A 26755-nucleotide genomic window follows, 5' to 3' on the forward strand; every position below is an offset into this window, starting at 1 on the left:
TACCCGTCATCTTTCAAGTTGCCTCTTTGTTGGCTGCACTCGTTCACCCCAGTCACATAGTTATCTATGCTCCCGGGGATTCACTCCCTTGCCGTCGCGATGCATCTTGAAATCCATAAGGTATAGATAAACCTCAAAACAAACTTCAAAATAAATTTCACTCTATAAGCTATTAAATAAATATCAATCATTTTCTTTTTCTTTTTCTTTTTCTTTTTCTTTTTCTTTTTCTTTTTCTTCACTATCAGGTTTATTCATAGTAAGAAGACAAGAATATGCAATTGCAAAAAACAAAGCACCAAACCGGATTGATCTATAATCATAAATAATGTGGGAATATATATACCAGCACACCACCATTTACATAAATACTATATTGAACAGCACCAATAACCACAATAATAACAGTAAAAATCACCTCTCGAATATAGCCCCTTACATATTCCCTCAACTTAAAAAGTACAATAAGCACGAAAATAGACATTGCGTAATAAATAATTACAAAAAAGACATTGTAATAGGATAACGTCACATCATCATTCATTTTTTTTACCATTATTTCCGCTTTGCTTTTCTTCCTCCTCACTATAAGATTTACTCACAGGCATTAGAAAACAATATGCAATCAGAAAAAACAAAGCACCAAACCGGATTGATCTATAATCATAAATACTAAAATAATGTGGGAATATATATATCAGAACACCACCATTTGCCAAAATATTATATTGAACAGAATTAACAATCAAAAGAAAAATAGAAAAAATCACCTCTCGGATATGGGTCTTTAAATACCCCCTTAGCTTAAGAAGTATAATAAACATGAAAATAGAAGTTGCGTAATAAATAATTACAAAAAAGACATTGTAATAGGATAATGTCACATCATCATTCATTTTTTTCACCATTATTTCCACTTTGCTTTTCTCTTTCCTCACGATAAAATTTGCTCACAGGCATCAGACAGCAATATACAATAAAGAAAAACAAAGCACCAAACCGAATTGAGCTATAATCATAAATACTAAAATAATGTGGATATATATATATCAGAACACCGCCATTTAATAAAATATTATATTGAATAACAGTAAAAACCAAAAGAACAATAGTAAAAACAACCGCTTGAATATAAATTTTTACGTACCCTCTCAACTTAAAAAGTACAATAAGCACGAAAATAGACATTGCGTAATAAATAATTACAAAAAAAACATTGTAATAGGATAACGTCACATCATCATTCATTTTTCTCACCTTTAGAAATCGAATAAATACCGAAACTAGTCACAAGATCACCAGTAATCTCAGCAAGCAAAGGTATTTTCCCCATCTCCTGCCACCCTCTGATGTAATCAGTTTTTATATACCGAAATAAACGAAAAGTTCCGGGCCTCACAACAGATCTTGCCATTCCATACCCAGACAACGCCAGATCTACATAGCCGTAAATTTTATCACCATCAGTTTCATTATAGCCAAGCGTTTTAGCCACATCACGATAAACATCTCTTACTGAACCAGAAACCTCTTTTCTTAATAACAGGTAATACCCATTCTCATAAACATTATTTCCTCCCTGTATTATTAGAGGTACACCAAAACCCGCACAAGCTGCGCCAAGAGAGGCCACGCATACGCCAAAACCTGCAAAGATTTGAGAACCACCACTGACAAAACCAATCCGTTTCAACGTTAAATTGGTTTCTTCATCCTCTTCTTCTTTTTTTTCTTTTTGAACAATCATATATATCTGGCTATCATTCATTAACAGGTCAAATTCCTGTCTCTTTAGGTTATCTATTTCATCTTGCAGGATTGCAATACCACCATCAGCAGATAAGCAATTTGTACCTATCTCATGATTAACCGTTCTGATGAGTTCATTTATTTCAAAAAGGAAACGACACCCACTTCTAGCATCAGAAAGATATCTAAAATTAAGCTTGGATGATATCTCATGTAATTCTTTAATTTTGAGCTCTAAATAATATAAACTCTGTCTTGATGAAAATGCCATGTTAAACCTCTATAACTCGTTAATTTTGACTCATACGATCCCCAAACAATGTGATAACCATTCCATGATTCTGTCCAAAAGAACATTGTAAGCCCTTAGTCTTAGAATGCTGATTCTAAACTCCAATGGATAACCGTTATATAAAAAGGTCCTCATCCACGGCTGAATCAGATAGCTATGATTTGGTCCCACATGATCCTAATTCCTGACAATACCTATTAAGGCACTCCAATATCGAGAAATGTTTTTTCATAGCAAATACCCAGATTATCTGGGCCATACAATATCTTTCACTACTTCTACCAAACCCATTAAATCACAACAATAGAACAACAAACAGTCTTTTTTCCCCGAATATTCTATTTCCTAAACACTAACCATTATTCAAACCTAATTTTTCTCTAAGCGCTATCTATTATTCAAACCTAACCATTCCCTGCTATATGCTATTATTTTCTTCCTTACACGATTAGAGTTTCATTTGAAATAACATTTTCCACATCGGCTTAATGCCAAAATCAGCAATATCAGTCAGGCAATGTCTCTTATGCTCAAGCATAGTGCTCTCAATTGGAGGATACAATGCACAATGATAAAACTGACGCCTACGTCAAACGATTCAATCAGGTATTTAATTATATTGAGCGTCATTTGGATGAACCGCTCACATTGGAACAACTGAGTGAAGTAGCGAATTTTTCGCGTTATCACTTTCACAGGCAGTTTGCCAATTACTGCGGTATACCGGTAGGACGCTATATCCAATTAATGCGATTAAAGCGTGCTTCCTACCTTCATTACCTTAATTTTGTGCATGAAGTCGCTACACACGAATTACTGACGGATATTTACTTACCGCTTAAATAGAGTGGTGCTTGTGCCGCCAAGCACATATTTTACGGCATGTTATTAACAGTTTGCTCAAAACCTCGAAAGGACAGCACGGTCGTATTGGAGGATGGTCACCAGCCCCCTCCAGCTCTTCATCAATAATCAATAAGAATGTAAAACCTCATTAATTTCTACTCAGATTACTTTAGATAACTCTTTTTGGACTATTCTCATTTTTTTTATAAACAATAATTTCATCAAAATCGTTATTACGTGTCAGCCACAGAGAAAGTGCTTTCAGCGAATCAGGGGTGAATTCATCACAGCGAGCGGTTATCTCCTCCGGTGTCAACCAGCATACATCATCAATTTCCGCTTCCTGTAAAGCAAACGGACCGTGACTGATACAACTGAATAGTGCGCCACAAATACGGCAGTCCTCTGCTTCATAATAAAAACTACCATGTTCTGCAAAAGGCACACCGGCAATACCTAACTCCTCTTCCGCTTCGCGCCGGGCAGAATCCAGCATATTTTCACCCGTCAGCACCACACCACCTGCGGTCGCGTCCAGATTTCCCGGATAAAAATCTTTAGTCACTGTACGATGTTGAACCAAAATCTTTCCCATGCCGTTGTGAACGACAATATAAGTCGCACGGTGTCGTAAACGTTGGGCACGCATTTGCCGACGCGTAGCCTGAGCGATGACTTCATTATTTTCATTAACGATATCAATCCACTCAATATTCACTACATTCTCTTGTTCCATCTTCAAAAAACCTTTTTTATTAGCAAAAAATTGCAAATCTACAAGACGTTTATTTTACTCAAAACAACCAAATCGATAGAGGCTCTACGAAGTTATTCGTTTCGGACGGCTCATGCAACCTTTTCGCTAAACTTGAAATAGAACAGCAACGAAACTGTAGCCCGATAAGATTTTTACTGGTAATGATAACAGGGTTGATAGCTTCATTTTATCAACCCTGCAAATTAGAAAAGAGAATCTCAACCATCATCCGCCCATATTCCTCATTATGGCGGCATTATTTCCTAGCGTTCTATTATTCGGTTATATACCCGTCATCTTTCAAGTTGCCTCTTTGTTGGCTGCACTCACTCACCCCGGTCACATAGTTTTCTATGCTCCCGGGGATTCGCTCCCTTGCCGTCGCGATGCATCTTGAAATCCATAGGGTATAAATATCAATTCACTAATCTTAATATTTAATTTATTCACCTTTATTTCATCATAACTCTTTCTCAATCCGTGTGGCAATATTGGTATAACGCGTTAAGGCCAAAATACTCTGTTTATCTTGTAAAGTATCAATAAGTGCTTGTTCTAACTGGTTATCCATATTCAAAAATAGTGTATTACGTTGCCGAATATCAGGAATAATATCACTCCTTTCATTCATTGTATTTTCAAATAATTGCTTCTGATCTTGATAAAAATAATATTTGTCTGGCGCAAACAACTCTGCAATTCGATCGCCAATGTAATGAATATATTTAAGCATACGATGATCAGGCACCCCCAAGGCATATTTCAAAGTCGGGTTTGCATTACGTGGAAACCATTTGTTCTTATCAGCGTCGCTTATCTGTTTAAAAAATTCTTTCTGAATCTCCAATGCCACCTTCATATTATCTTTCGTTTCATTATTCAGTGACGGAATCAAATACAATTTTGCCATGACAGGTAATATTTCTGTGAGCTGTATAAGATCATTTGAATCACTCTTTTTTAAAGTTTCAATAATGAGATCAGCTTTATAAAAGTGAACGATTTCCCCATGATGCAAGAAAACTTCCTGACCGTTTGTTAAACCTAACAATTCAATAGTACTAAATAGATAACCCAAAGGCCCCCAATAATTATAAAGCCAATTATCTAAGTCTTTTTCCGGGGGCATAGAGGGGACTAGATCATTTTCATTCACATGACGGTAATGTGTAATTTCTTCTAATTCTTGTACTGCACTACGGGTTAATGTCCGCGGCATCCCATAACTATATAAGCAAGGATGATATTTTTTCAGTTGGGCACTATGTAATAACCCTAAAGCGCCCCCCAAACTGTGTCCACAAATAAATAAGTTTCGGCTTCTAGCTAAATCAATAACTTTATCAAACACATTTTCATCAGAACCGGGAGCTTTTAACTGACCAATAAGATTAAATGCCTCCCAAAAACCCCGATGAACCTTACCATTATTAATAAAACCACTGCATACACCGTCTGGCTCACAACCCAATTTCAATGGTTGATACATAATGTCAGTGAGGGCGTCATTGACACTCGCCGTTCCCCGCCAGCTAACAATAATTTCCTGTTGATTAGCGACATAAAATAACTCCGTATCTCCTATCCCACTTTCACCCGCTTTTGAATCAATAAATACAACATCAGTATAACGTTCACTAAATGGCACATCATAAACAATGGGCGTACGTGATATTTTTTCCACCTTACTCGGTAATTGGGATATATCCAGCATTTGTCGGTTAAAAAAATGAGTAATAGAACCGGCTATATCAACATTATCATCAAAATATGACAGCAATCCCATTAATGCCAAATTATAAGCATTCACCAGGGAATAATCTTTCTGATGATGTAACAATAGTACCCATGCACGAAACGGGCACACTTCCAAAATATATCGGCAGTTTGTTGAGAGAACACGAAAACCTTTCGGTACTGGGTCTGGGAAATGATAACGTGGCGGTTTCTCCTCTATCCATTTATCAATGACAGGCAAGCCATCACTTATCTGTCCAATTGTCACATAACGGTGTTGATGACCTTCCGTTTCTGCTTTTGGTTTGACAACTGACGCCCTAATACTGCGTTTTTCCCGTAATGGACGCTGTTCCATTTCATCAGCTAATGGTTGAGCACTGATATATAACGTTATCGCATCAGATGACAAGTTTTCTTCCCGAAGCAATCCTTGATTATTAGTCACACCTTTGCGCTCATCTCGCAACCTCCCGCTGCTTATCAGACGATAAGGCATATTCACTAATGGATTACCTTGTTCATCAACTAATTGAAACTCCACCCAATTTTCTGTCATTTTTTGGCTATCAATAGTGCCGCTTGGGCATAATTCGCTCATAATTATTATCTTCCTTTTTTTATTCTGGAATATTAGTTCGACACTTATTATCAGATCGATACACTAATAATAGTGGGAGAGAAAATTCATTCACTCAAGTCTGTAATTGTAATAAAATTCAATAAATGCAAAACGAATATAATTATGAAAAATATAAAGTGAAAAATGGCAAAAAAATAACAATGAAGATCATTGATTTATTTAATTTCACAAATGCTAAATCCACAAAAAATAAAAAACCCAAACGTATTCACCTGACATAGAGTTATCATCACCACAAAAACAAAAAAATAATATTTTGATTTACATGATAAAAATATTATCCTTACTAACTATCATGATTAATCATTAAATTTTATTTTTGATGAATTAAATAATGAAAAAATTCCATCTATGCTCAACTAGAACAGCAATAATAAATTCATTAATAATATACTGATGTTTTATTATTGATAATATACCCGTCATCTTTCAAGTTGCCTCTTTGTTGGCTGCACTCGCTCACCCCGGTCACATCGTTATCTATGCTCCCAGGGATTCACTCCTTTGCCGTCGCGATGCATCTTGAAATCCATAGGGTATATATTTTCATTTTAATATTATTAAATAATATGCAGATTACTGTCGCGGTCATATAAAGCATTGTAGTTTTAAATAATCAGATAAAATCCAAGTATATCAAAGTAATAGCAGCACCTTAAACGTCTCTATTTTTTTACTATATTACCACGCAATATATTCGTTCTACCCCCTCAGTCTAAAATGACCCAAAAATTATCACCGAGGACCGTATTGAAATTGGCAATATCACCTTATCCCGCTAAGTTTATCGCCAAATTCTTCATAAAAGCTAACCGTCACTATACGTTGACGATATTATTTGGTTACCACCCATAATCCATCTATCTGATTAATTCTTACAATATTTTTGTCTATTTTTGATAGACTACCTTGTGTTTCAACTTCATAATTAGGCAATATTTTACTGTTGATTTTTTTGATGAGATTTATTTATGTCCAAATTAGAAAAATTATGCGCAGATTTTGCCGATCAAACCAACATTATGTTGAATCTTTCTACCGGCGCAGTGCAATTGAACATTGGTGATTATGGTCCCTGGTGGTTAGAAGTAGATTCAACGGGATCAATGCTGACTTTTCATCATACAGTAGCTTCATTTATTAATAGTGATGCGGAATTTTGGCTCTCATTAAACAGTAATATAAATATACTTGGCGGAGCATGGCTCGCATTACATCAGCCAACACAAACTATTCGTCTCTGTTTATTACAAGATATAGAACGAATCGATGCTACTGACTTGGATAATATTCTGGGGAACCTGCAAAAAATAAGAGCTGAACTTCCTTTTCCAGAAACTAAGCCCACCACTTCAGCTTCATCCCACAATATTTTGGTTTGACCTGTTTTCTCAAGCCGTAAATTTAAAAAGTTCACAGCAAAAAATACAATAACATCATGGAGAAAAAATATGCCAGACTTTTCAATACAGAGAGCTAATACTAGGATTGATATTCCTCAAAATGAGTTGCATCAAACAACTACAACAGATAAAACTTGCCACTGCTGTGAACCGTTGCTGAATAATACTATTGATAATCCACTTACAGCACCAACTTCTGTTATCACACGATGGAATGAAAAATCCGTCGCAACCAATAAACAAATTGAAGCTAATATTTCTCGCTTAGCCGGCGAAAGCACTGCCGCCCACAAAACGGTTAATTCTCTCTTATCCAACCTAGTGAAACTTTTTGTTCGGGCAGAGGGTAATGAATTAACCGCAATCACTAAGATGCTTAATGCCTATACCGGTGATAAACCCGGTTTTAGTATTGTCGGTCAGCTTGGCGCAGGTGGATTTACTCGAATCATTAGCGAAGCACGGCAGAATGGTGCCAGCTCTGATAGAGCTAATACAGAACCGCTAACATTGAGGGAGAAGGCCACTGCTTATTATGATCTCACCAACTCAGCTTATTTCCGGGACACTCTGGAGAAGATCTATTCATCACCCGAATTGAAATCAGAATTCAAAGATATAATTGATATTGGTTACTTGGAAAGTAAAAACTTTGCACCTGCCCGCGGTTCCACGAAGGAAAAGCCCTTACCTGATCAATTAGCGCTCTATACTTTTAAAAATGAAAATCAATTTAATGCCTCTGAAAATCCCGAATTATATCAGGTGACTAAACAGGTAAATGGGCAAGAAGTTATCAGTAACCCGGCTCTGGCTGGCAATAGTCTTACAAAAGTTCAGAATGATTTCAGAGCACCGGCTCCTGATAAGGATAGTGTCTGGTCAGCCGCCGCTTCACTTGAGGCTGATAATCGTTTGACCAACCGGGAGTTGGCGTTTGCCAGTTTAAATCCTCGCAACCGGCTGGATAGAACTGACTATCAATTTGGTCAATCAGAACCTATCAAAGCACATCAAGAATTAGCTAAGGAAAACATTATTGTACAACGTGGTAACGGTTTTTCTGTCTGGAATGTGAAAGAAAATACCGGATTTTCCAAGGATGCAGCTTTGCACAATTTGCCAACTGTCGCTGCACCTTCCGGCACCACAGATCGTTTTATTACTGCGGCCAGGTTGTTGGGTGCGGGCCTGAAAAATGATCTTGCTTTAGGTACGCCTACTAGCAGTGAATCAACAGAGCAATCAATTCAACGCGGGGAGCGGGAAATGAAAGAGCTCACTCGATGGCTGGCAACAGGTTATCTGGTTGATGATAATCATCATTCTATGATTGAAGTTAATTTAGGTGCGGCTAACCACGGTTTAGCGCCTCAGTGGGGATTGAATCTCTATACCGAACCCTTCTCTTCTCCTATACATGCCAAAGGATTTAGCATATCCAGCCAGGAAATATTGGCACAATTAGAAGGCCGTGATGATGTCCACACAGATTACTCTACTGTCAGGAAAGATCTGTACGGCGGAAGTCGGGCAACAGTTAACGCGGATGGCAGCATAAAAACAAGCTCCAGATAAGTATGCTTTTCTCCAGAAGAAAAGCTGATCACCTCTTTTATTAATAGATCTTCCTGTCGTGCTGTTCAGGAAGATCATTATTCATGCCAAGAAGGGTATCAACATAGCTTACACGCTACACCAATTAATGATAATGTGTGATGCCATTACGTGTTCCACTGGAGGTTCCATGATCGATCTGTATTATGCTCCAACGCCAAACGGCCATAAAATCACACTCTTCCTGGAAGAAGCTGGCCTTTCCTATACTATTCACCGAATTGATATTAGCGCAGGAGATCAATTCAAGCCTGAATTTCTTGCCATTTCGCCCAATAATAAGATTCCCGCGATTGTTGATCAGCAACCAATCGATGGTGGCAAACCTATCGCTATTTTTGAATCTGGTGCCATTCTTACTTATCTGGCAGAAAAAACGGGCAAGTTACTTAGCAAAGATATGCGTGAGCGTGTCCAAAGCCTGCAATGGCTGTTTTGGCAGGTCGGTGGCTTTGGCCCGATGCTAGGGCAAAATCACCATTTTAGTCATTTCGCACCGGAAAAAGTCCCTTACGCGATTAATCGTTATCAGGAAGAGACAAAGCGCTTGTATCAAGTCCTGAATACCCAATTGGAAAAAACACCCTATCTGAGCGGTCAGGAATACAGTATTGCTGATATCTCAACTTATCCGTGGGTTCGTGCTTATGAACGTCAGAATATTGATCTGAATGATTATCCGGCAGTGAAAAAATGGTTTGACGCTATCAGTCAGCGCCCCGCTACTCAAATTGCCTACAGTAAAATCTAATATGTCTGCGGGGTAACTATTTCCCCGCAAAACTTGATCAGGCTGACAGATAGCTATATCTTTAACTACCAACCCTTATATCTCTGCTATATGCTATAGTTTTTATATCAACAACAGTTCTTATATCAACAATTTAGGTTATAGGAGTGGTTATGCGTATTTTAATCACTGGAGGAACAGGTTTGATTGGTAGCCGTCTGGTTTGCCAACTTCTTTCCCTATCCCATTCCATTACTATTCTAAGCCGCTCACCTCAAAAAGTTTATTCTCTATTCAGCAATCAAGCTGAATGCTGGACCAGTCTGAAAGATAAAACCGATCTCAACGATTTTGATGCCGTAATCAATCTTGCTGGTGAGCCCATAGTAAACAAACTATGGACTTCAACGCAAAAAGAGAAGCTGTGCCAGAGTCGCTGGGCATTAACAGAGCAACTCAGCAAGCTGATTAGTGCCAGCCAGACACCACCAGAAGTCTTTATTTCCGGCTCTGCAGTAGGCTATTACGGGGATCAGAATCAAACAATTGTCACAGAGCATGAGCCACCTCATGATGAATTTACTCATCAGCTCTGTAAGCAGTGGGAACAACTTGCATTACAGGCAGCCAGTGATAAAACCCGTGTTTGTCTTTTACGTACTGGTGTTGTACTGGCAAAAAACGGCGGAGCACTGAAAAAAATGCTTCCCTTGTTCCGTCTCGGACTTGGTGGCCCGATGGGGAGCGGAAAACAGTATCTGCCCTGGATTCATATTGACGATATGGTGAATGGTATCTATTACCTGTTAATGACGCCCGGTTTGAGTGGTCCTTTTAATATGACCGCCCCTTATCCAGTACATAATGATCAATTTGCCGCAACACTGGGAGAAGTATTGCACCGTCCTGCCATTATCCGAACGCCTGCTTTTGTGCTGAAATTACTGATGGGAGAAGCTGCGGCTCTGGTACTGGGCGGACAACAGGCCATACCGCATAACTTGGAACAAGCGGGTTTTGGCTTCCGCTATTTTCAGCTAAAAGAGGCATTTCAAGACTTACTGGATGCTAAATCTCAACGCTTTTAGCCCCTTGCCAGCGGGTAAACAGATCATGAGGTAGCTCGATATCAAACTGATCAAGCACGCGGTTAACTGTCTGGTCAATAATATCCTGAATCTGTTGAGGCTGATGATAAAATGCAGGCACAGGCGGCATAATCACCGCGCCAATTTCTGCCGCTTGAGTCATCAGCCTGAGATGCCCCAAATGCAACGGCGTTTCCCTTACCCCAAGCACTAACTTACGACTTTCTTTCAATACAACATCTGCCGCTCTGGTCACTAATCCATCAGTATAACTATGGACAATACCTGATAGGGTTTTCATTGAGCATGGTAGAATTACCATGCCCGAAGTTTTGAATGAACCTGAAGAGATGGCAGCAGCGATATCTCTGTTGTCATACACAACATCAGCTAGCGCCTGCACATCCCGTAAACTATAATCTGTTTCAAGTGCCAGTGTCTGGCGAGCGGAATGACTGATAACCAGATGTGTTTCTATCCCTTCAACTGGCTGTAAAACTTGCAGTAGCCTTATACCATAAATGGCCCCACTTGCTCCTGTAAGCCCTACGATCAATCTTTTCATTTTTTCCTCATACAAACACTGAACAACTCGCTAAACCCGAAAGTCATCAACCTTCATTATAGATATCCAGATTTTCAACTTCATTCTGATTATTCAGTTTTACTTCATCGTCTTTACGCAGATTCTCCAGATAATAGAGATAAGTCTGGTCAACGTCTTTGGTAACATAAACACCATTGAATACTGAACTCTCAAACCCGTCAACATCCGGGTTTTCTTCACGAACAGCGTCGATCAGATCAGTTAAATCCTGAAATATCAATGCATCTGCACCAATAAGTTGGCGAATTTCATCCACTTCACGCCCATGAGCAATCAGTTCATTTGCATTGGGCATATCAATGCCATAAACATTCGGGAAACGTACTTCCGGTGCTGCCGAAGCAAGATAAACTCTCTTCGCGCCGGCTTCACGAGCCATATCGACAATCTGTTCTGACGTTGTACCACGCACAATAGAATCATCCACCAATAGCACATTTTTATCACGGAATTCTGCGCGATTAGCATTCAATTTACGGCGAACTGATTTCCGGCGTTCCTGTTGCCCAGGCATGATAAATGTCCGGCCAACATAACGGTTTTTCACAAATCCCTGACGATAGGGTTTACCGAGTATGCGCGCAATTTCTAACGCAACATCGCAAGATGTTTCGGGGATTGGAATAACCACATCAATATGCAAGTCTTCCCATTCGCGGGCAATTTTCGCCCCTAGCTTATGCCCCATCCGTATGCGGGCGTTATAAACCGAAATTTTATCAATAAAGGAATCTGGGCGAGCCAAATAGACAAATTCAAATAAACAGGGAGTCAGAGAAGGATTTTCAGCACATTGACGAGTAAATAACTGACCTTGTTCAGTAATATAAATCGCTTCACCTGATGCAACATCCCGCAGGAATTCAAAGCCTAGCGTATCTAATGCAACGCTTTCAGAAGCGACCATATACTCATTACGGCCATCATCCAAAGTGCGCTTACCTAAAACCAACGGACGAATACCATGCGGATCACGGAAAGCAACTAACCCATGACCAATAATCATCGCAATGCAGGCATAAGCACCACTCACCTGTTTATGCATTGCCGCTACTGCCGCAAAAATATTGTCAGGCACCAATGGATAATGCTGGGAGCAATCCAGTTCACTAGCAAAAACGTTGAGCAAAATCTCAGAATCTGACGTGGTATTCACATGGCGACGAGCATTCTCAAACAACTTTTTCTTCAACTCATGAGCATTCGTCAAATTACCATTGTGTGTCAATGTAATACCAAATGGAGAGTTCACATAAAACGGTTGAGCTTCCGATGCACTGGAACTGCCCGCTGTCGGATAGCGAACATGACCAATCCCAATCGTTCCCTGTAAACGCAGCATATGCCGGGCTTCAAACACGTCTCTCACTAAGCCATTGGCTTTGCGTAAACGAAATCCATTGTTACCATCAATAGTAGCAATGCCCGCAGCATCTTGCCCACGGTGCTGAAGCACCGTCAACGCATCATAAATCGACTGGTTAACCGGTGTAAAACCGACGATACCAACAATACCGCACATGTAGTTCTTCCTCATCAGCCAAACGGAGAGGTATATTTCTCCGGCAAGAAACTTGACGCATTTTGCAGGTAGTCAAAGAACCACCTTATGATATGACTGAATTGCGGGATCAATTGTGACTGTTTCCAATCCTCACTTCGAGCCAATGGTGTAAATGTATCCAGAAAAAACAGAATAGCAGCGACAATCAGCACACCACGCAATGCCCCAAAGCAGACCCCCAGTACTCGATCAGTACCTGACAATCCAGTCCGTTGCACAAGAGAACCTATCACATAGTTCACCATAGAACCGACAATCAACGTAGCAATAAACAGCAACGCAATAGCGATCCCGTTACGCACCAATTCATCTTCAAAACGGGTGAAATAGACCGCTAAGTAAGTATAGAAATGGCTTGCTACAAAGAAAGCACACCCCCAGGTGACCAGTGATAATGCCTCACGAATAAACCCACGAATCAGGCTAACTAATGCCGAGAAGCCAATAATGGCGATAATAGCGTAATCAATCCAAACCATGTTTTAATTCCAAAATAGACACCTCGGCATCCGTTTCAGGTGCATTCTAACAGAAAACGAAAACGTTTGCGTAGCAGATTTCCTATCCCACTGAAAATAATTAAGACGACGAATTTGAATAATTATCATCGCCGCAGTCACTTAATATTTACTTCTTCATGATAGTTGTCCTATTTGTCACATAGATTTGTCACATAGGCATCACCCACTTTTATTACGGCCTGTAACTCCTTACCTGCCCTTGTAATCCAGTCAAACTTTTCAATTCTGATAATGCCGAGTCAAGTTGTTGCTTAGACGCATTCGGACCGACATATATCCTCGTTAATTGCCCCTGAACCGGAGATGAAGGAACCGTATAAACCTGATAACCAGACAAACGCAGTCTGGCAACGATTTCATCTACCTTTCCGGCATTTTTCAAAGCACCCAGTTGTACGATATAAGCCTGCCCTTGCGGGGCTGTTTCAATCGGTTTAACTTCAGGTTTCGACTCTGACTTAATGTCTGGTTTAGGCTTAAGCGCCGGTGCCGACGGCTTAGTATCTGGTTTTGGTTCAAGCTTAATCTGTGGTTGAGGCTTCACTTCTGGCTGAACAGCAGGAGGGACTATCGGCGCAAGCTGAGGAGAGGTAACCAATGGTATTTCCGGCTGCTCCAGTGTTTCTGGCTGCAATGCCTCTGTTTCATCTTCCAGAGGCACTGATAATATTGGTGGATTTAGAGGAGATATAGAGTCAATTTCTTGCTCATCCCCTGGCTTTGGAACCAAGGGAATTGATGCAAATTTATCTTCGTTATATTTCTTATTGCCGTCTAGCAACGCAGGCAGCACAATGACACCCAATGCTACCAATACAATTGTACCAACCAAACGATTCTGAAATTTACTTGCCACTTCCTTTCTCCCTGTCCAGAGCCTCCATGACATGCGCTACCGTGTGGAATGAGCCACAAACGACAACAATATCTTGCTCATCAGCATCAACCATCGCCTGATGCCAAGCACTTTCCACATCAGTAAATATCCGTGGCTGTCCAAGATGCTGAGCCAGTGTCTGTGCATCTGCACCACGCTGTTCAGTCAACGGAGCGCAATACCACTCATTTATTTGCTGTGACAGGCAAGTCAGTGTACCGGCAATATCTTTATCACCTAGCATACCCACTACACCAAGGATTCTACTGCCCGGCTGACGGGGCAACTGGGCCAATTTCTGTACCAGATAAGCCGCCGCATGGGGATTATGAGCCACATCCAAGATCAACAATGGCTTTTCACGAACTATCTGGAAACGCCCAGGCAACTGCGCATTCTGTAGCCCTTGATGGATTGCACTCTCATTAATAGCTCGACTGACTTTATCATCTTGTCGTAACAGGCAACAAATAACACCCATCGCCGTTGCGGCATTCATCAGAGGAACATTTGGCAAAGGTAGGTTACTAAATAGCCTATCATCAGATTGCCAGTGCCAGTTTTTATCCTGTTGAGAGAAACGCCAGTCAATGCCACAACGGAACAACTTGGCTCCTAATTCACCCGCAACTTCCGCAATAGAAGATGGCATATCCGGCTCACCGACCACGGCAAAGCGATCTTTACGGAAAATCCCTGCTTTCTCACGACCAATATGTTCGCGATCGGCACCCAACCAATCAATATGATCAATTGCAATACTGGTAATCGCGGCAATATCGGCATCCACAATATTTGTCGCATCCAGTCGCCCACCTAAGCCTACTTCTAAGATGACCACATCCAAACAAGCTTGTTTAAACAGTTGCAAAGCCGCTAATGTGCCATATTCAAAATAAGTCAGCGAAATATCACCGCGACGAGATTCAATATCCGCAAATACACGACAGAATTCCTGTTCAGGTAACTCTTTACCCTGAATACGAACTCTTTCGGTATAACGTACAAGATGCGGAGAGCTGTAAACACCCACTCTCAGCCCAGCCGCCAACAGAATAGATTCTATCGTGCAACAGGTAGTACCTTTACCATTAGTACCGGATACGGTTATCACCTTAGGTGCAGGATTAACCAACGCCAAAGTTCGGGCAAGTTTCCCCACACGCTCAAGCCCCATATCAATGGCCGTAGTATGCAGGTTCCCAAGGTAGGAAAGCCACGTCATCAATGGCGACGTGGCTTGAGGAATTTGTAAAGTGTCAGGCATCTTCTTTATTGGTACTTATTTGAATATCCGCCTCAACATCAGCGGGTTCTGCCACAAATTCAGCAACAATTGGCTTAGTACCTGGCTGCGACTGATGAGTTAGTTTAGAAAGTAAACTTGCAAGTGTGTCACGCATTTCAGGACGACGAACAATCATGTCAATCGCTCCCTTTGCCAGCAAAAACTCACTACGCTGGAAACCGGACGGTAATTTTTCACGAACAGTCTGCTCAATCACTCGTGGCCCGGCAAAACCAATCAATGCTTTTGGTTCAGCAATATTGATATCACCCAACATCGCCAGACTTGCTGAAACACCGCCCATTGTCGGATCGGTCATGATAGAGATATAAGGCAAACCACGTTCCTGCATTTTTGCTAAAGCAGCACTGGTTTTCGCCATCTGCATCAGTGACATCAATGCTTCTTGCATACGAGCGCCACCACTGGAAGAAAAACAAATCAGAGGACAATTGTCTGCCAACGCCTGTTCTACGGCACGGACAAAACGGGCACCAACAACCGAAGCCATAGAACCGCCCATAAATGCAAATTCAAAAGCAGCAGCAACAACTGGCATACCACTCAGGGTACCTTTCATCACGACTAACGCATCTTTTTCTTGGGTTTGCTTCTGCGCCGCTGATATACGATCTTTATACTTTTTGGAATCGCGGAATTTAAGAATATCTTTTGGCTCTAATTCCCCCCCTAATTCCGTCGTTGCTCCTTCATCAAGGAATGTAGCCAATCGGGTACGCGCCGAAATACGCATGTGATGATCACATTTAGGGCAAACCTCAAGATTGCGCTCTAGCTCAGCACGGTAGAGCACCTGACTGCAACTATCACATTTAGTCCAAACCCCTTCTGGGATATTCGCTTTACGCGTTTGGGTAATGTTGCTTTTATTAAGAATTTTTTCAATCCAGCTCATTGAATGATCTTTCCGTCTGAATCTGGCTTATGCCAGTTTTGTTATTGTGTGCCATTAAACCACAATGCTATTACAGTGTGGATAAAAAACTGCTCAAACCTGTTACCGGTTATCACTCTTCTGCTTCATCACCGTACGACGATGACGCCAGATTTCAATCACTCCGGGCAGGATTGAAATAAAGATGATAGCGACAATCAACAGTTTCAAATTCTGTTGTACCATTGGCATATCACCGAATATATAACCAGAATAGGTGAATAACAGTACCCATACTAGTGCGCCAATCACGTTATAAGCAGCAAAACGACGATAAGACATTTTCCCCATACCTGCAACGAATGGTGCAAATGTTCTGATAATTGGTACAAATCGCGCCAAAATAATTGCCTTCCCACCATGTTTTTCATAAAACTCATGTGTTTTATCTAAATAACTGCGGCGGAAAATTTTTGAATTTGGATTAGTAAATAACCTTTCGCCAAAGATGCGACCAATAGCATAGTTCACTGCATCACCAATAATAGCCGCAATAATCATCAATGCCACCATGATATGCACATTCAGATCATTTGAGCCCAGAGCCGCTAAAGCGCCGGCAACAAATAACAGCGAATCTCCCGGTAGAAACGGAGTAATCACTAACCCTGTTTCACAAAATAAAATCAGAAACAAAATGCCATATACCCAATCACCATATTGTGCGACCAGTTCGGCTAAATGAATGTCAATATGGAGAATGAAATCAATAATAAATTTAGCAAAATCAACAAAATGAGTCAGAAATTCCATAATATTCCCCACTATGCCAAAACATCCGTGTCGGCAACTAGAAATGTTAAATCAGATCATCTGCCAAAAACAGAGGTCCCATAACAGCGCAAGGCAAATCAAATTGCACCGGATAATCAACAGCAACCAGATACAACCCTGCGGCTTTTGCCGTCGCAGCGGCTTTCGTCCGATCTTTTAAAGCAAGCAACTGGGCCATCCAGTTAATATCCTGATTCCCACAGCCAATTTCCATCAGACTACCCGCAATATTACGCACCATATGATGCACAAAAGCATTGGCTTTAATATCTATGACAACGTAATGTCCGTAACGATTGACATTAATATGCATCACATTACGCCAAGGCGTTTTAGATTGGCATTGAACTGCACGGAAAGAGGTAAAATCATTTTCTCCTAATATACATTGCGCAGCCTGATGCATCCGCTTTTCATCCAGTGGATAGTGAAAATGGGTCACACCATTGGCCAGCACTGCTGGACGATAACGATGATTAAAAATAATGTAACGATATCGCCGAGCAGTTGCACTAAAACGGGCATGGAAACCCTCATCCACGGTTTTCACCCAACGAACAACAATATCTGGCGGTAAATGTACGTTCACGCCCATTGTCCACGCCGCATCCTTGCGCTGAACAGACGTTTCAAAATGCACAACCTGCCCTGTTGCATGTACTCCAGCATCGGTCCGACCAGCACAAAATACCGATATGGGTTCATCGGCGACTTTTGATAGTGCTTCCTCAAGGCATCCCTGAACACTTTTTACTTCCTGCTGACGCTGCCAGCCATAATATCGGCTGCCATCGTACTCAATTCCCAATGCAATTTTCATCTTTGAACCTGGCACAGATTCTGTTTGTTCTGTACCGAACATCAGTAAAATTGCTCCTGAATCAGTTTTTCCGCTGTCTCAACAGCCATTAATGCACCACCAAACCGGATGTTATCGGCCACAGACCAGAATTGTAATATTTCCGGCATACCATAATCATGGCGCAAACAACCAATACTCAGCACATCATTACCCGATGCTTCCGTCACTGGAGTTGGATAATCGCCTTCATCTGCAACGTTAATATCAACCATCCGCTCTAATTCTTCTTGAGCTTCTTCCACCCCAACCGGACGCAATGTTTCCAAATGGACTACTTGAGCATTGCCATAAAAAACGGAAGACTGAACGCAACTCACTGAAATGGGTAATCCCTCATCCTGTAAAATTTTGCGTATCTGATCCACAAGGAGACGCTCTTCACGCACAGAACCTTCAGCTTCTGTTGGCAACGGCAAAAGATTAAATGCCAGTTGTTTACTGAAATGACCTGGCTCCGGTGGAATGCCATTAAGCAAACGGGCGCTCTGTCCAGCTAATTCATCAACGGCCGCTTTGCCGTGAACAGAAACAGAAAACAGATTAGTCAAATGCAAACGTGCAATTCCAGCCGCATCCACCAGCGGTTTAATGGCTGTCAGTACTTGACTGGTCATACTATCTGCTAAGGCAATAATATTTCGGTTACGATAATCCGCCAAAACATGAGGATTCACCCCAGGAACAACTAAAGGTACATCAGGCTCCATAGCAAACAACCCACTGCTATCGATAACCAAACAACCTTCTTCTGTCGCTTTTTCAACATATTGTGCCGTAGCCTCTAATCCAGCCACAAAAAAAGCGAGCTGTACCTGTGACCAGTCAAAATCAGCAGCATCACCAACAACAAAATTTTTGCCATTAAAACGCAAGCTTTCACCGGCACTACGCTCACTGGCGAGAGGATACAATTCACCAACGGGAAACTGACGCTCTTGTAATAACGCCAATATCGCTTCACCTACTGCCCCTGTCGCACCCAATAGGGCAATATTCCAACCTTCTGACATGTTGGTTTTCTCCATCTATCTTTCTGACATGCAGATATATTTCTGCACGGATTAAATCAGTTCTGTACTGAAACCAAGAGCAGCTAGCAACTCAGCACTCTCTCTATTATCACAACATACAGTTAGGGATGACCATTCCCGGCGTTCTAAATAGTTTTTACGCAGATAATCAAATTGCCCTTTTTGACCGGCAACTTGCCGTAACGGGGTATCATCGCGGCGTACATCATACACTAAATGCATCAACCGCTTCAGTGTGCTTTGAGTGACATTCCCATGTAGGGTAACCCGGCTGAAATCTGGTTCTGGCAATAAATCAGATAAAGCCACTTTACGGGGTTGACCAAGGAATTCACAGTAAGCTTCAAATACCTGTGTGGTACCACGCGCTTTACCTTCGAGGGTATAACCCGCGATATGCGGTGTACCAATATCAACTAATTCCAGTAATGGTAGGGATAAATCAGGTTCCGGCTCCCATACATCCAGAACAACACGGAGTTTCTTACCACATTTCAATGCAGTAAGCAGCGCTTGATTATCAATAACTTCACCGCGACTGGCGTTAATCAATATGCGGTTATCCGGCAAAACCGACAATAATTCCACATCCACCAGATGATGTGTTTTATACGGACCTGATTTATTGAGTGGCGTATGGAATGTCAGAATATCCGCCTCTTTAACCAATTTTTCCAGTGACCAAAATTCACCAGCGTCCCCTCTGTCAGCTCTTGGAGGATCACATAAAAGTGTCCGGATACCAAGGACGGCTAACCGTTCAGCCAGTCTACTTCCGACATTACCGACACCAACGATTCCGACAACTTTATCCTTAAGCTCAAAATTATCACGTTCCGCCAGCAACATTAACGCTGAGAAAACATATTCAACCACAGCAATGGCATTACATCCCGGCGCTGCTGAAAACCCAATTCCTGCCTGTGATAACCATGACTGATCCACATGGTCAGTCCCCGCCGTTGCCGTACCGATAAATTTTACCGCGCGGCCTTTCAGTAATTCTTCATTAACTTTAGTCACTGAGCGGACCATAAATGCATCAGCATGATCCAGTACACCTTCCGGTACCGGACGCCCCGGAATAGCTTGTACATCCCCCAATTGCTGAAATAGTTGATCAGCATAAGGCATATTTTCATCAACCAGAATCTTCACTTAATTCCATCCTGTGGCATTAAAACTGACGTAGCGAGCTATTCTGCCATTTAATTATAACAAAACCCATAATAACGGTTTTTTTGTTGTTAACTTTTCCTGAAACGTTCCGGTGTCGTGCCTGCCAATTGCTGAAACATAGCGATAAAAGCAGAAGATGAGCTATAACCCACATCAAAAAAGTTGGCTGTATTCACGCCCCCCCGATCACATAGTTATCTATGCTCCCAGGGATTCGTTTCCTTACCGTCGCGATGCATCTTGAAATCCATAGGGTATAATTGATTTTTTAGCAAGGAACTGATTACTATTTAGTTTTTCAATATATCAACGATATTCATGGCTTGTTGTGTATCTTTTACCGCCATTCTGAATGAAGGGCCTAAAGCAGTTTGGATGGTATTCAATATAATAGGTATACCTTTGAATGATATTGTCACTTGAGAGCCGATATTTTTATTGATTAATGTATCAAGGTAGGGAAAACAGGGTTTATTTTTTTTACCACTATTGCTAATTGGTTATTACCGCCTTCATCTACCCCTATATAATTGATTTGATCTGTACAGGCTCGGGTTAAGATAAATTTATCACCGGATGAGAATGTAAATTTCAATCCATCTTCTCTTTGTACTTGTTTATCTGGATTACTAGAACACCCTGTTATGGCAGATATAAGTAACATAATAACCAATAAATTTCTCATAATTTTGATCCTACTATACTGAACGATTTTACAGAATATAGCCCTACTTAAAGTTCGGGTAGGGCTGCAATTAACAGTATATTAAAATAAATTACCAAGTAATTCTAATGTTTTGTCCTATAGAATGACTTTTACACCTGATTCTATCTGTTCCTATTCCGCCGTTACTACGGACCAGATAATCACCAGGGCCTATAGTTTGTATCGTTTTTAGTGTTGGTTCATCTACATATTGTATTTCAACGGAAAAAGTGGATGGAGCCTGTGATTCTGTATCGAAAGTATATCTATACCCGTTATCCTTCAAGTTGCCTCTTTGTTGGCTGCGCTCGCTCACCCCGGTCACATAGTTACCTATGCTCCCGGGGATTCACTCCCTTGCCGCCGCGAAGCATCTTGAAATCCATAGGGTATAACACCGTGGCTGTTACTACCAAACCATCCTTGTAAATCAATCCAAGGCCCCCAAAAACCGGGTGGAGCATAAGCTTGAGCTGCTGGCATATTTATCTCCTTAAATATAAAAAGTTAGTTATGTTGGCAAAAAAACGATATTTCAAAGGACTCTTTTATTATAATAAGAATTTCATTTATTATAATTTATTTTTATGTTTTATATGTGTTTATATTTAACATACTGTTTTCAAATGAAATTTTTCACATGAGAACTCTTAGCTCGTTGATTCCTCTTTTGACTGTGATCATCAGTATATTTGTCTTACGTGTTGTCCCCACTGTTGGCCTTGCTCTTGGAACCGTTCTATCTCTGTCTGGTTTAATCTGATTGATCAGCGCCGGTGATCCCATATCATTATTGCAACACGGTTTAGTACTACAGCCGTAGATACCAGAAAGTTGCATTTTCTTTGATGCTCACAATTCTGAGAAACCGCATGAATTAAGCTTTTCTATAAGTGTCTTTTCTGTTAAGAGAAATAAGTACGGCTGTCGTATTAGGCCACGGCGAATTGATGATGTTACTTGCTTCCATCGCCTACGCACTCTTTGGCGTATTAACCAAACATAAATCCATAGGATATGTATATAATAAATCAGACACCATTAGACTAAACACACTCATTTTTATCTCAATGCGACTATCTATATGAATATAATTTTCCCGTTTCTAGCAGTCCTGATTTGGTCAATTAATGCCGTAGTAAGTAAAGCCTCCGCTACAGCTATTGATCCGGCGGCAATTTCTTTTTATCGCTGGTTCCTAGCCTTTCTCACATTAACCCCCTTTGTTGTACTCTCGGTCATTCGGCGATGGAAAACAATCTGTCAATATTGGTGGAAATTATTAATTCTTGGCGCACTTGGCATGGTACTTTATCAAAGCTTAGCCTATTACGCTGCGCACAGTATCAGTGCAACATTTATGGGAATTCTTAGCTCATTGATTCCTCTTTTGACTGTGATCATCAGTATATTTGTTTTACGTGTTGTCCCCACTGTCGGCCTTGCTCTTGGTACCGTTCTATCTCTGTCTGGTTTAATCTGGTTGGTCAGCGCCGGTGATCCCATATCATTATTGCAACACGGTTTAGGCCGCGGCGAATTGATGATGTTGCTTGCTTCCATCTCCTACGCACTCTATGGCGTATTAACCAAACATTGGTCTATTCCATTACCCAACTGGCAATCCCTATATGTACAAATCACTTTTGGTGTCCTGTTATTACTGCCAAATTTCCTATTGACCAAAGATGTTCAATTGAATGCCAGCAATATCTCGTTAGTCTTATTCGCCGGTATTCCAGCTTCGATCATTGCCCCCTATTTATGGATACAAGGCGTCATAAAACTTGGTGCGAATACCACCACCATATTTATGAATTTGACGCCGATATTTACAGCTATTATCGCTATTCTGGTTCTGCATGAAGAGATGCACAGTTACCACCTGATTGGTGGCAGTATAACGTTATTAGGCGTTATACTGGCACAGCAACTACGTACCCCTCTTATTAGAAAAACCTCAGGAAATTAATCATCAGAAAGCCTAAAAGGGATTCTTACTAATAAACCGCCCAGTGTTTCACTGGGCAATAATTGGGGATGAGTACCATGATAAATACCGATATCTTTTACCAGAGCTAATCCTAATCCTGCCCCTTCATGCCCCGCAGCATTATCAAGACGATTAAAAGCCATCAGAGACAAATTGATGTCTTCTTTAGCAATCCCCGGCCCACTGTCATCCACTTCCAAATAACAGTATGTCTTACAAGAGTTGAGAATCACTCTAGCCGTAACAATGCCACCTTCCGGTGTATATTTAATTGCATTGTCCAATAAATTAGCACACATTTCCGTCAGTAATACAGGTTCCCCCTTGATCCATTGAGCATTTTCGCCTTCATAACCCAAATCAATATTCTTACTTTCAGCCTGTTGCAAACGAGAAAAACATGCCTGTTGCAACAATTCGACTAGATTAACCGGCCTATAATCCCGAACGGCCTCCTTTTCATGCGCTTTCAAACGAGAAAGTTGTAATAAACGATCCGTCAGAGAGATAGTGTTATCCAATGTACTATCAATGGCCTGTAAGCTTTCTTTCCATTGCGCTGGATCTTTGCTGGCAAGCGCTACCGCTACTTGCGTTTTTAATACTGTTAATGGCGTTCTAAGTTGGTGAGAAGCATCCGCACTGAACCTCTCCTGCCGACTCACCATCAATTTCAGTCGCTCTATATAACGATTAAATGCATATAACAATGGGGAAAGTTCCGACCAAGGCAACATATCCGGTAACGGAGTAAGATCATTTGCGGGACGACGGACCATGACGCCAGAAAGTTTATGTAGTGGTTTAAGTAACTGCTTCAACAGAAAATAAGCCAGAATCAGAGTCAACCCAACCACGGTTCCTTGGCTCATCAAAGAAGATATTAATAATTGTTGGGCAAGATAATGACGGGAAGCCACTGTTTCAGCAACTAGTATCAACGCCATTCCCATCATTCCCCCTTCATTGATCGGCTGATAAAGGGCAGCAACCCGAATGGGCCGGCCGTGATATTCAGCATCATAAAAATAAACTAGAGCCGTGTATAAATTGGAGCGAAGCGTATCTTTAGGGATCAAAGGCAAATCATCATAACCGGAAATTATTTCCCCTTCGGGTGATAACACCTGATAAAACAGCCTATCATTCATATTTCGCTCAAAACTATCCAGAACCACATAAGGTACATCGACAATTAATTGGTTATTTTTAACAGTCAGCCGTTCTGCCACAGTTCGAGCAGATGCCAATAAAGTACGGTCATAAGCCAATGTCGCCGCATTCTCTGCACTAAAATAATGGGTGCCAACCGATAAACAACCCAACACAAACAATGGGACACCAAAAAACAAGAGTAACTGATGAAACAATGAGTTCGGTACTTTAAACCATGTCATCTTTCTGACGCTCCAGACGATAGCCTAATCCCCGTAATGTACTGATCCCCACATTACTGCCTGATAATTTTTTCCGAATCCGGTGCACATAAAGTTCAATACTTTGTGGGTTCGCTTCATCTGACAGTGCAAATACCTGTTCAAAGAGCTGTTGCTTAGAAACAGGCCTCCCCCGACGATGGAACAATGTTGTCAAAACCGAAAGTTCCCTTGGTGTCAAAGCCAATGGCTCATCGTTCAGAACAAAGTAACCATCATCCTGATAAACAAGGGAGCCGAATGTCAGCGTCTCCTGTAGAACACCTGCACTACGACGAAGTAATGCCCGGATACGTGCTTCCAATTCCTGTAAATCAAAAGGTTTCGTCAGATAATCATCGGCACCAGAATTAAGCCCTTTCACTCGCTCAGAAACATCAGTTTTCGCCGTTAATAATAATACCGGCAAATTTTGCCCACGCTTACGCAAACGAACTAACAGAGAAAGCCCATCCAACCTAGGCAAAGAAACATCCAGAATCAATAATGCATAGTTTTCTGTCTGTAATAATTGATCAGCAACTATGCCATCACTAGCAACATCTACGGCAAATCCTGAACTACTCAGTGCTTTTTGCAGCCAATGCAATAATTCAGGGTGGTCTTCCACTAAAAGTAAACGCATATTTTCAATATCTAATCGATTAATATATACCCGTTATCTTTCAAGTTGCCTCTTTGTTGGCTGCACTCACCCCCGGTCACATCGTTATCTATGCTCCCGGGGATTCGCTCCCTTGCCGTCGCGATCCATCTTGAAATCCATTGGGTATAAATATAATTACAGATATAACTATATTTCCAGTTTATACCCGTTATCTTTCAAATTGCCTCTTTGTTGGCTGCACTCGCTCACCCCGGTCACATAGTTATCCATGCTCTCGGGGATTCGCTCCCTTGCCGTCGCGATGCATCTTGAAATCCATAGGGTATATCGCCACACCTATTTTTCTGAAAAATAGTCAGACACTAACTCAATTCAACTTAATTCCATTTTCATGCCAAAATACTTCGCTATAAATAACAGGGTATTTTGCCATACCAAATTAAGTAATAGATCTCTATTACCGCTTCCACTTACTCAGATATTGCCATGAGCACAGGAGTAAAATCAAAACGTTCATCCAATGCAGACGCCACAGAGACATTAGACAAAGTGAGTTTTATTTCACTACCTACTTTTAAACTAAAATTCGATATCACCATCGGCTCTTTATCATTAAGGAATGCGGATAAACCCGTCATTTTTAAAACTTCACCAGTATCATTCTTAATATTAATTGAAATTTTGGTCTTTGATGCCATTGAACTATCTATCTGGTTAATTTTCTCCTTTATCGCTTTTGGTACGCTTATCACCAAGATATCTGCGCCATTACCATAAAGATGAATGCCCTTAGTAGAACCAGTTATACTTGCATTCCCTACACTCACAGGAACTTTAAAGTGAGCAAACGAATCCATACTTTTTCTAAAACATTCCACGTATTCCGCATTGGCAAAAATAGCCGATACTTTTTCTTGAGTGTCTAACAATGATTTTGATGATTGTCTGGAATCTTTATAATCACCACAGGCACTGACTTCAACTAACAAATCAGATGTCACCGTTTTAACTTGTTCAGATAACAGTTGGTTAACAGATACCGAAGTACTGAGTTCTGTTTTACATCCCGCCAAAGTAAAAGCCATAGCACTACCCATAGCACTGCAAAGAATCAATTTTCTCATCATTTCCTCAATTCAGACTTCCTCAAGATAAAGTCTGATTATATTCAATAAATTTTCCATTTAATTTGACACATTGCATAAATAATTACCATTTGCATAATACCTCCTTAGTCGAATGTAAAGTTACCGCGAGTAAAACAGAACAACATCAAAACTACGAGAAACTTACAACAAACCAAAACAAAAAAGGAAGCCTGTAGCCATTTGTAAACTCATTAATGCGAAACGCTACGCAAATTTAAGCGATTGAAATCACATATCAACAACTTTTCTTGTTACTGAAAGGTAAATGAAAGGTTTTGTTATTACTAATTAAGCCAACCAGGTCTGTTTGTAGTGATTATATCTTACAAGGGTATTGATGAGAGC

General features: G+C 40.8%; 27 protein-coding genes and 3 pseudogenes. 7 read left to right on the top strand and 23 right to left on the bottom strand.

Annotated elements, in window-relative coordinates:
- Window positions 1–536: 536 nt before the first annotated feature.
- Genes AACQ38_RS15215 through AACQ38_RS15225 form a run of 3 tightly spaced genes read right to left on the bottom strand, consistent with a single transcriptional unit; the run spans window position 537 to window position 2020 of the window.
- Window positions 537–896, bottom strand: coding sequence for a hypothetical protein (locus tag AACQ38_RS15215; RefSeq protein ID WP_165578504.1), 360 nt, complete (start codon window positions 894–896; stop codon window positions 537–539).
- Window positions 889–1248, bottom strand: a complete 360-nt coding sequence (locus tag AACQ38_RS15220; RefSeq protein ID WP_165578505.1) for a hypothetical protein — start codon at window positions 1246–1248, stop codon at window positions 889–891. The genes AACQ38_RS15215 and AACQ38_RS15220 overlap by 8 nt, the downstream gene beginning before the upstream one ends.
- Complete coding sequence (locus AACQ38_RS15225) at window positions 1241–2020, bottom strand: DUF4225 domain-containing protein (protein WP_165578506.1); 780 nt, start codon at window positions 2018–2020, stop codon at window positions 1241–1243. The genes AACQ38_RS15220 and AACQ38_RS15225 overlap by 8 nt, the downstream gene beginning before the upstream one ends.
- Before the next feature lie 582 nt (window positions 2021–2602).
- On the opposite strand from AACQ38_RS15225, the pseudogene AACQ38_RS15230 reads away from it, so the two are divergent.
- Window positions 2603–2812, top strand: a pseudogene (locus tag AACQ38_RS15230) (AraC family transcriptional regulator); the annotation flags it as partial.
- A gap of 244 nt (window positions 2813–3056) precedes the next feature.
- On the opposite strand, the gene yfcD reads toward AACQ38_RS15230, so the two are convergent.
- Both yfcD and AACQ38_RS15240 read right to left on the bottom strand, forming a co-directional pair.
- Window positions 3057–3623 carry an NUDIX hydrolase YfcD gene (yfcD, locus tag AACQ38_RS15235; protein ID WP_011147367.1) on the bottom strand — a complete coding sequence of 189 codons (567 nt, stop codon included), beginning with the start codon at window positions 3621–3623 and terminating at the stop codon, window positions 3057–3059.
- Window positions 3624–4104: 481 nt separating this feature from the next.
- Entirely contained in the window at window positions 4105–5982 is a 1878-nt protein-coding gene (locus tag AACQ38_RS15240) for a lipase family protein (RefSeq protein WP_165578507.1), read from the bottom strand.
- A 1013-nt stretch (window positions 5983–6995) separates the two neighbouring features.
- Between AACQ38_RS15240 and AACQ38_RS15245 the strand changes: the two genes are divergently transcribed.
- The 4 genes from AACQ38_RS15245 (at window position 6996) to AACQ38_RS15260 (ending at window position 10862) form a co-directional block, all read left to right on the top strand.
- The gene (locus AACQ38_RS15245; protein ID WP_011147370.1) at window positions 6996–7406 is read left to right on the top strand and encodes a type III secretion system chaperone; all 411 of its coding nucleotides are present in this window, start codon (window positions 6996–6998) and stop codon (window positions 7404–7406) included.
- A gap of 69 nt (window positions 7407–7475) precedes the next feature.
- On the top strand, window positions 7476–9005 hold the full coding sequence (locus AACQ38_RS15250; protein ID WP_165578508.1) for a type III effector: 1530 nt from the start codon (window positions 7476–7478) through the stop codon (window positions 9003–9005).
- Between the two features lie 169 nt (window positions 9006–9174).
- Window positions 9175–9795: a GSH-dependent disulfide bond oxidoreductase gene (yfcG, locus tag AACQ38_RS15255; protein ID WP_165578509.1), complete on the top strand. Its 621-nt coding sequence runs from the start codon at window positions 9175–9177 to the stop codon at window positions 9793–9795.
- 152 nt (window positions 9796–9947) lie between these two features.
- A complete protein-coding gene (locus AACQ38_RS15260) occupies window positions 9948–10862 on the top strand; it encodes a TIGR01777 family oxidoreductase (RefSeq protein WP_165578510.1) in 915 nt (304 codons plus the stop codon).
- Here the strand turns inward: AACQ38_RS15260 and AACQ38_RS15265 are convergent.
- The 14 genes and pseudogenes from AACQ38_RS15265 to AACQ38_RS15330 form a co-directional block, all read right to left on the bottom strand.
- Window positions 10843–11427, bottom strand: coding sequence for a UbiX family flavin prenyltransferase (locus AACQ38_RS15265; protein WP_011147374.1), 585 nt, complete (start codon window positions 11425–11427; stop codon window positions 10843–10845). The genes AACQ38_RS15260 and AACQ38_RS15265 overlap by 20 nt on opposite strands.
- 46 nt (window positions 11428–11473) lie before the next feature.
- A complete protein-coding gene (gene purF / locus AACQ38_RS15270; RefSeq protein WP_011147375.1) occupies window positions 11474–12991 on the bottom strand; it encodes an amidophosphoribosyltransferase in 1518 nt (505 codons plus the stop codon).
- A gap of 14 nt (window positions 12992–13005) precedes the next feature.
- Window positions 13006–13512 carry a colicin V production protein gene (cvpA, locus tag AACQ38_RS15275; protein ID WP_011147376.1) on the bottom strand — a complete coding sequence of 169 codons (507 nt, stop codon included), beginning with the start codon at window positions 13510–13512 and terminating at the stop codon, window positions 13006–13008.
- Between the two features lie 214 nt (window positions 13513–13726).
- Window positions 13727–14410 carry a cell division protein DedD gene (dedD, locus tag AACQ38_RS15280; RefSeq protein ID WP_165578511.1) on the bottom strand — a complete coding sequence of 228 codons (684 nt, stop codon included), beginning with the start codon at window positions 14408–14410 and terminating at the stop codon, window positions 13727–13729.
- Window positions 14400–15698, bottom strand: coding sequence for a bifunctional tetrahydrofolate synthase/dihydrofolate synthase (folC, locus tag AACQ38_RS15285; protein WP_165578512.1), 1299 nt, complete (start codon window positions 15696–15698; stop codon window positions 14400–14402). Before folC ends, dedD begins: the two co-directional genes overlap by 11 nt.
- The gene (gene accD / locus AACQ38_RS15290) at window positions 15691–16635 is read right to left on the bottom strand and encodes an acetyl-CoA carboxylase, carboxyltransferase subunit beta (protein WP_109791707.1); all 945 of its coding nucleotides are present in this window, start codon (window positions 16633–16635) and stop codon (window positions 15691–15693) included. The genes folC and accD overlap by 8 nt, the downstream gene beginning before the upstream one ends.
- Before the next feature lie 102 nt (window positions 16636–16737).
- On the bottom strand, window positions 16738–17427 hold the full coding sequence (locus AACQ38_RS15295; RefSeq protein WP_041380194.1) for a DedA family protein: 690 nt from the start codon (window positions 17425–17427) through the stop codon (window positions 16738–16740).
- A 46-nt stretch (window positions 17428–17473) separates the two neighbouring features.
- A complete protein-coding gene (gene truA / locus AACQ38_RS15300; protein WP_207631885.1) occupies window positions 17474–18268 on the bottom strand; it encodes a tRNA pseudouridine(38-40) synthase TruA in 795 nt (264 codons plus the stop codon).
- Window positions 18269–18309: 41 nt separating this feature from the next.
- Window positions 18310–19320 carry an aspartate-semialdehyde dehydrogenase gene (locus AACQ38_RS15305; protein ID WP_109791709.1) on the bottom strand — a complete coding sequence of 337 codons (1011 nt, stop codon included), beginning with the start codon at window positions 19318–19320 and terminating at the stop codon, window positions 18310–18312.
- 51 nt (window positions 19321–19371) lie between these two features.
- Entirely contained in the window at window positions 19372–20499 is a 1128-nt protein-coding gene (pdxB, locus tag AACQ38_RS15310) for a 4-phosphoerythronate dehydrogenase PdxB (RefSeq protein WP_011147383.1), read from the bottom strand.
- An 89-nt stretch (window positions 20500–20588) separates the two neighbouring features.
- Window positions 20589–20678: pseudogene (locus AACQ38_RS15315) on the bottom strand (AraC family transcriptional regulator); the annotation flags it as partial.
- A gap of 284 nt (window positions 20679–20962) precedes the next feature.
- Window positions 20963–21205 (bottom strand): hypothetical protein, encoded by a 243-nt coding sequence (locus tag AACQ38_RS15320; protein WP_165578514.1) that lies wholly within the window; start codon window positions 21203–21205, stop codon window positions 20963–20965.
- A gap of 91 nt (window positions 21206–21296) precedes the next feature.
- Window positions 21297–21551, bottom strand: coding sequence for a colicin Z C-terminal domain-related protein (locus tag AACQ38_RS15325; RefSeq protein ID WP_242685601.1), 255 nt, complete (start codon window positions 21549–21551; stop codon window positions 21297–21299).
- Window positions 21552–21559: 8 nt separating this feature from the next.
- Window positions 21560–21709 (bottom strand): hypothetical protein, encoded by a 150-nt coding sequence (locus tag AACQ38_RS15330; protein ID WP_207631884.1) that lies wholly within the window; start codon window positions 21707–21709, stop codon window positions 21560–21562.
- Between the two features lie 157 nt (window positions 21710–21866).
- Here AACQ38_RS15330 and AACQ38_RS15335 point away from each other — a divergent pair.
- Window positions 21867–21986, top strand: a pseudogene (locus AACQ38_RS15335) (EamA family transporter); the annotation flags it as partial.
- A gap of 324 nt (window positions 21987–22310) precedes the next feature.
- On the top strand, window positions 22311–23198 hold the full coding sequence (locus AACQ38_RS15340; protein ID WP_011147384.1) for a DMT family transporter: 888 nt from the start codon (window positions 22311–22313) through the stop codon (window positions 23196–23198).
- On the opposite strand, the gene AACQ38_RS15345 is transcribed toward AACQ38_RS15340, so the two are convergent.
- From AACQ38_RS15345 to AACQ38_RS15360, 4 genes are all read right to left on the bottom strand, one after another.
- On the bottom strand, window positions 23195–24616 hold the full coding sequence (locus AACQ38_RS15345) for a sensor histidine kinase (protein WP_058589240.1): 1422 nt from the start codon (window positions 24614–24616) through the stop codon (window positions 23195–23197). The two genes, AACQ38_RS15340 and AACQ38_RS15345, sit on opposite strands and share 4 nt — an antisense overlap.
- The gene (tctD, locus tag AACQ38_RS15350) at window positions 24603–25280 is read right to left on the bottom strand and encodes a transcriptional regulator TctD (RefSeq protein WP_011147386.1); all 678 of its coding nucleotides are present in this window, start codon (window positions 25278–25280) and stop codon (window positions 24603–24605) included. The genes AACQ38_RS15345 and tctD overlap by 14 nt, the downstream gene beginning before the upstream one ends.
- Before the next feature lie 168 nt (window positions 25281–25448).
- Window positions 25449–25598: a hypothetical protein gene (locus AACQ38_RS15355; RefSeq protein ID WP_158538247.1), complete on the bottom strand. Its 150-nt coding sequence runs from the start codon at window positions 25596–25598 to the stop codon at window positions 25449–25451.
- Window positions 25599–25732: 134 nt separating this feature from the next.
- Window positions 25733–26386, bottom strand: a complete 654-nt coding sequence (locus AACQ38_RS15360) for a DUF7424 family protein (RefSeq protein WP_242685602.1) — start codon at window positions 26384–26386, stop codon at window positions 25733–25735.
- Between the last annotated feature and the right edge of the window lie 369 nt (window positions 26387–26755).

Origin of the sequence: Photorhabdus sp. RW14-46, assembly GCF_963887965.1 — a bacterium.
Taxonomy (GTDB): domain Bacteria; phylum Pseudomonadota; class Gammaproteobacteria; order Enterobacterales; family Enterobacteriaceae; genus Photorhabdus; species Photorhabdus laumondii.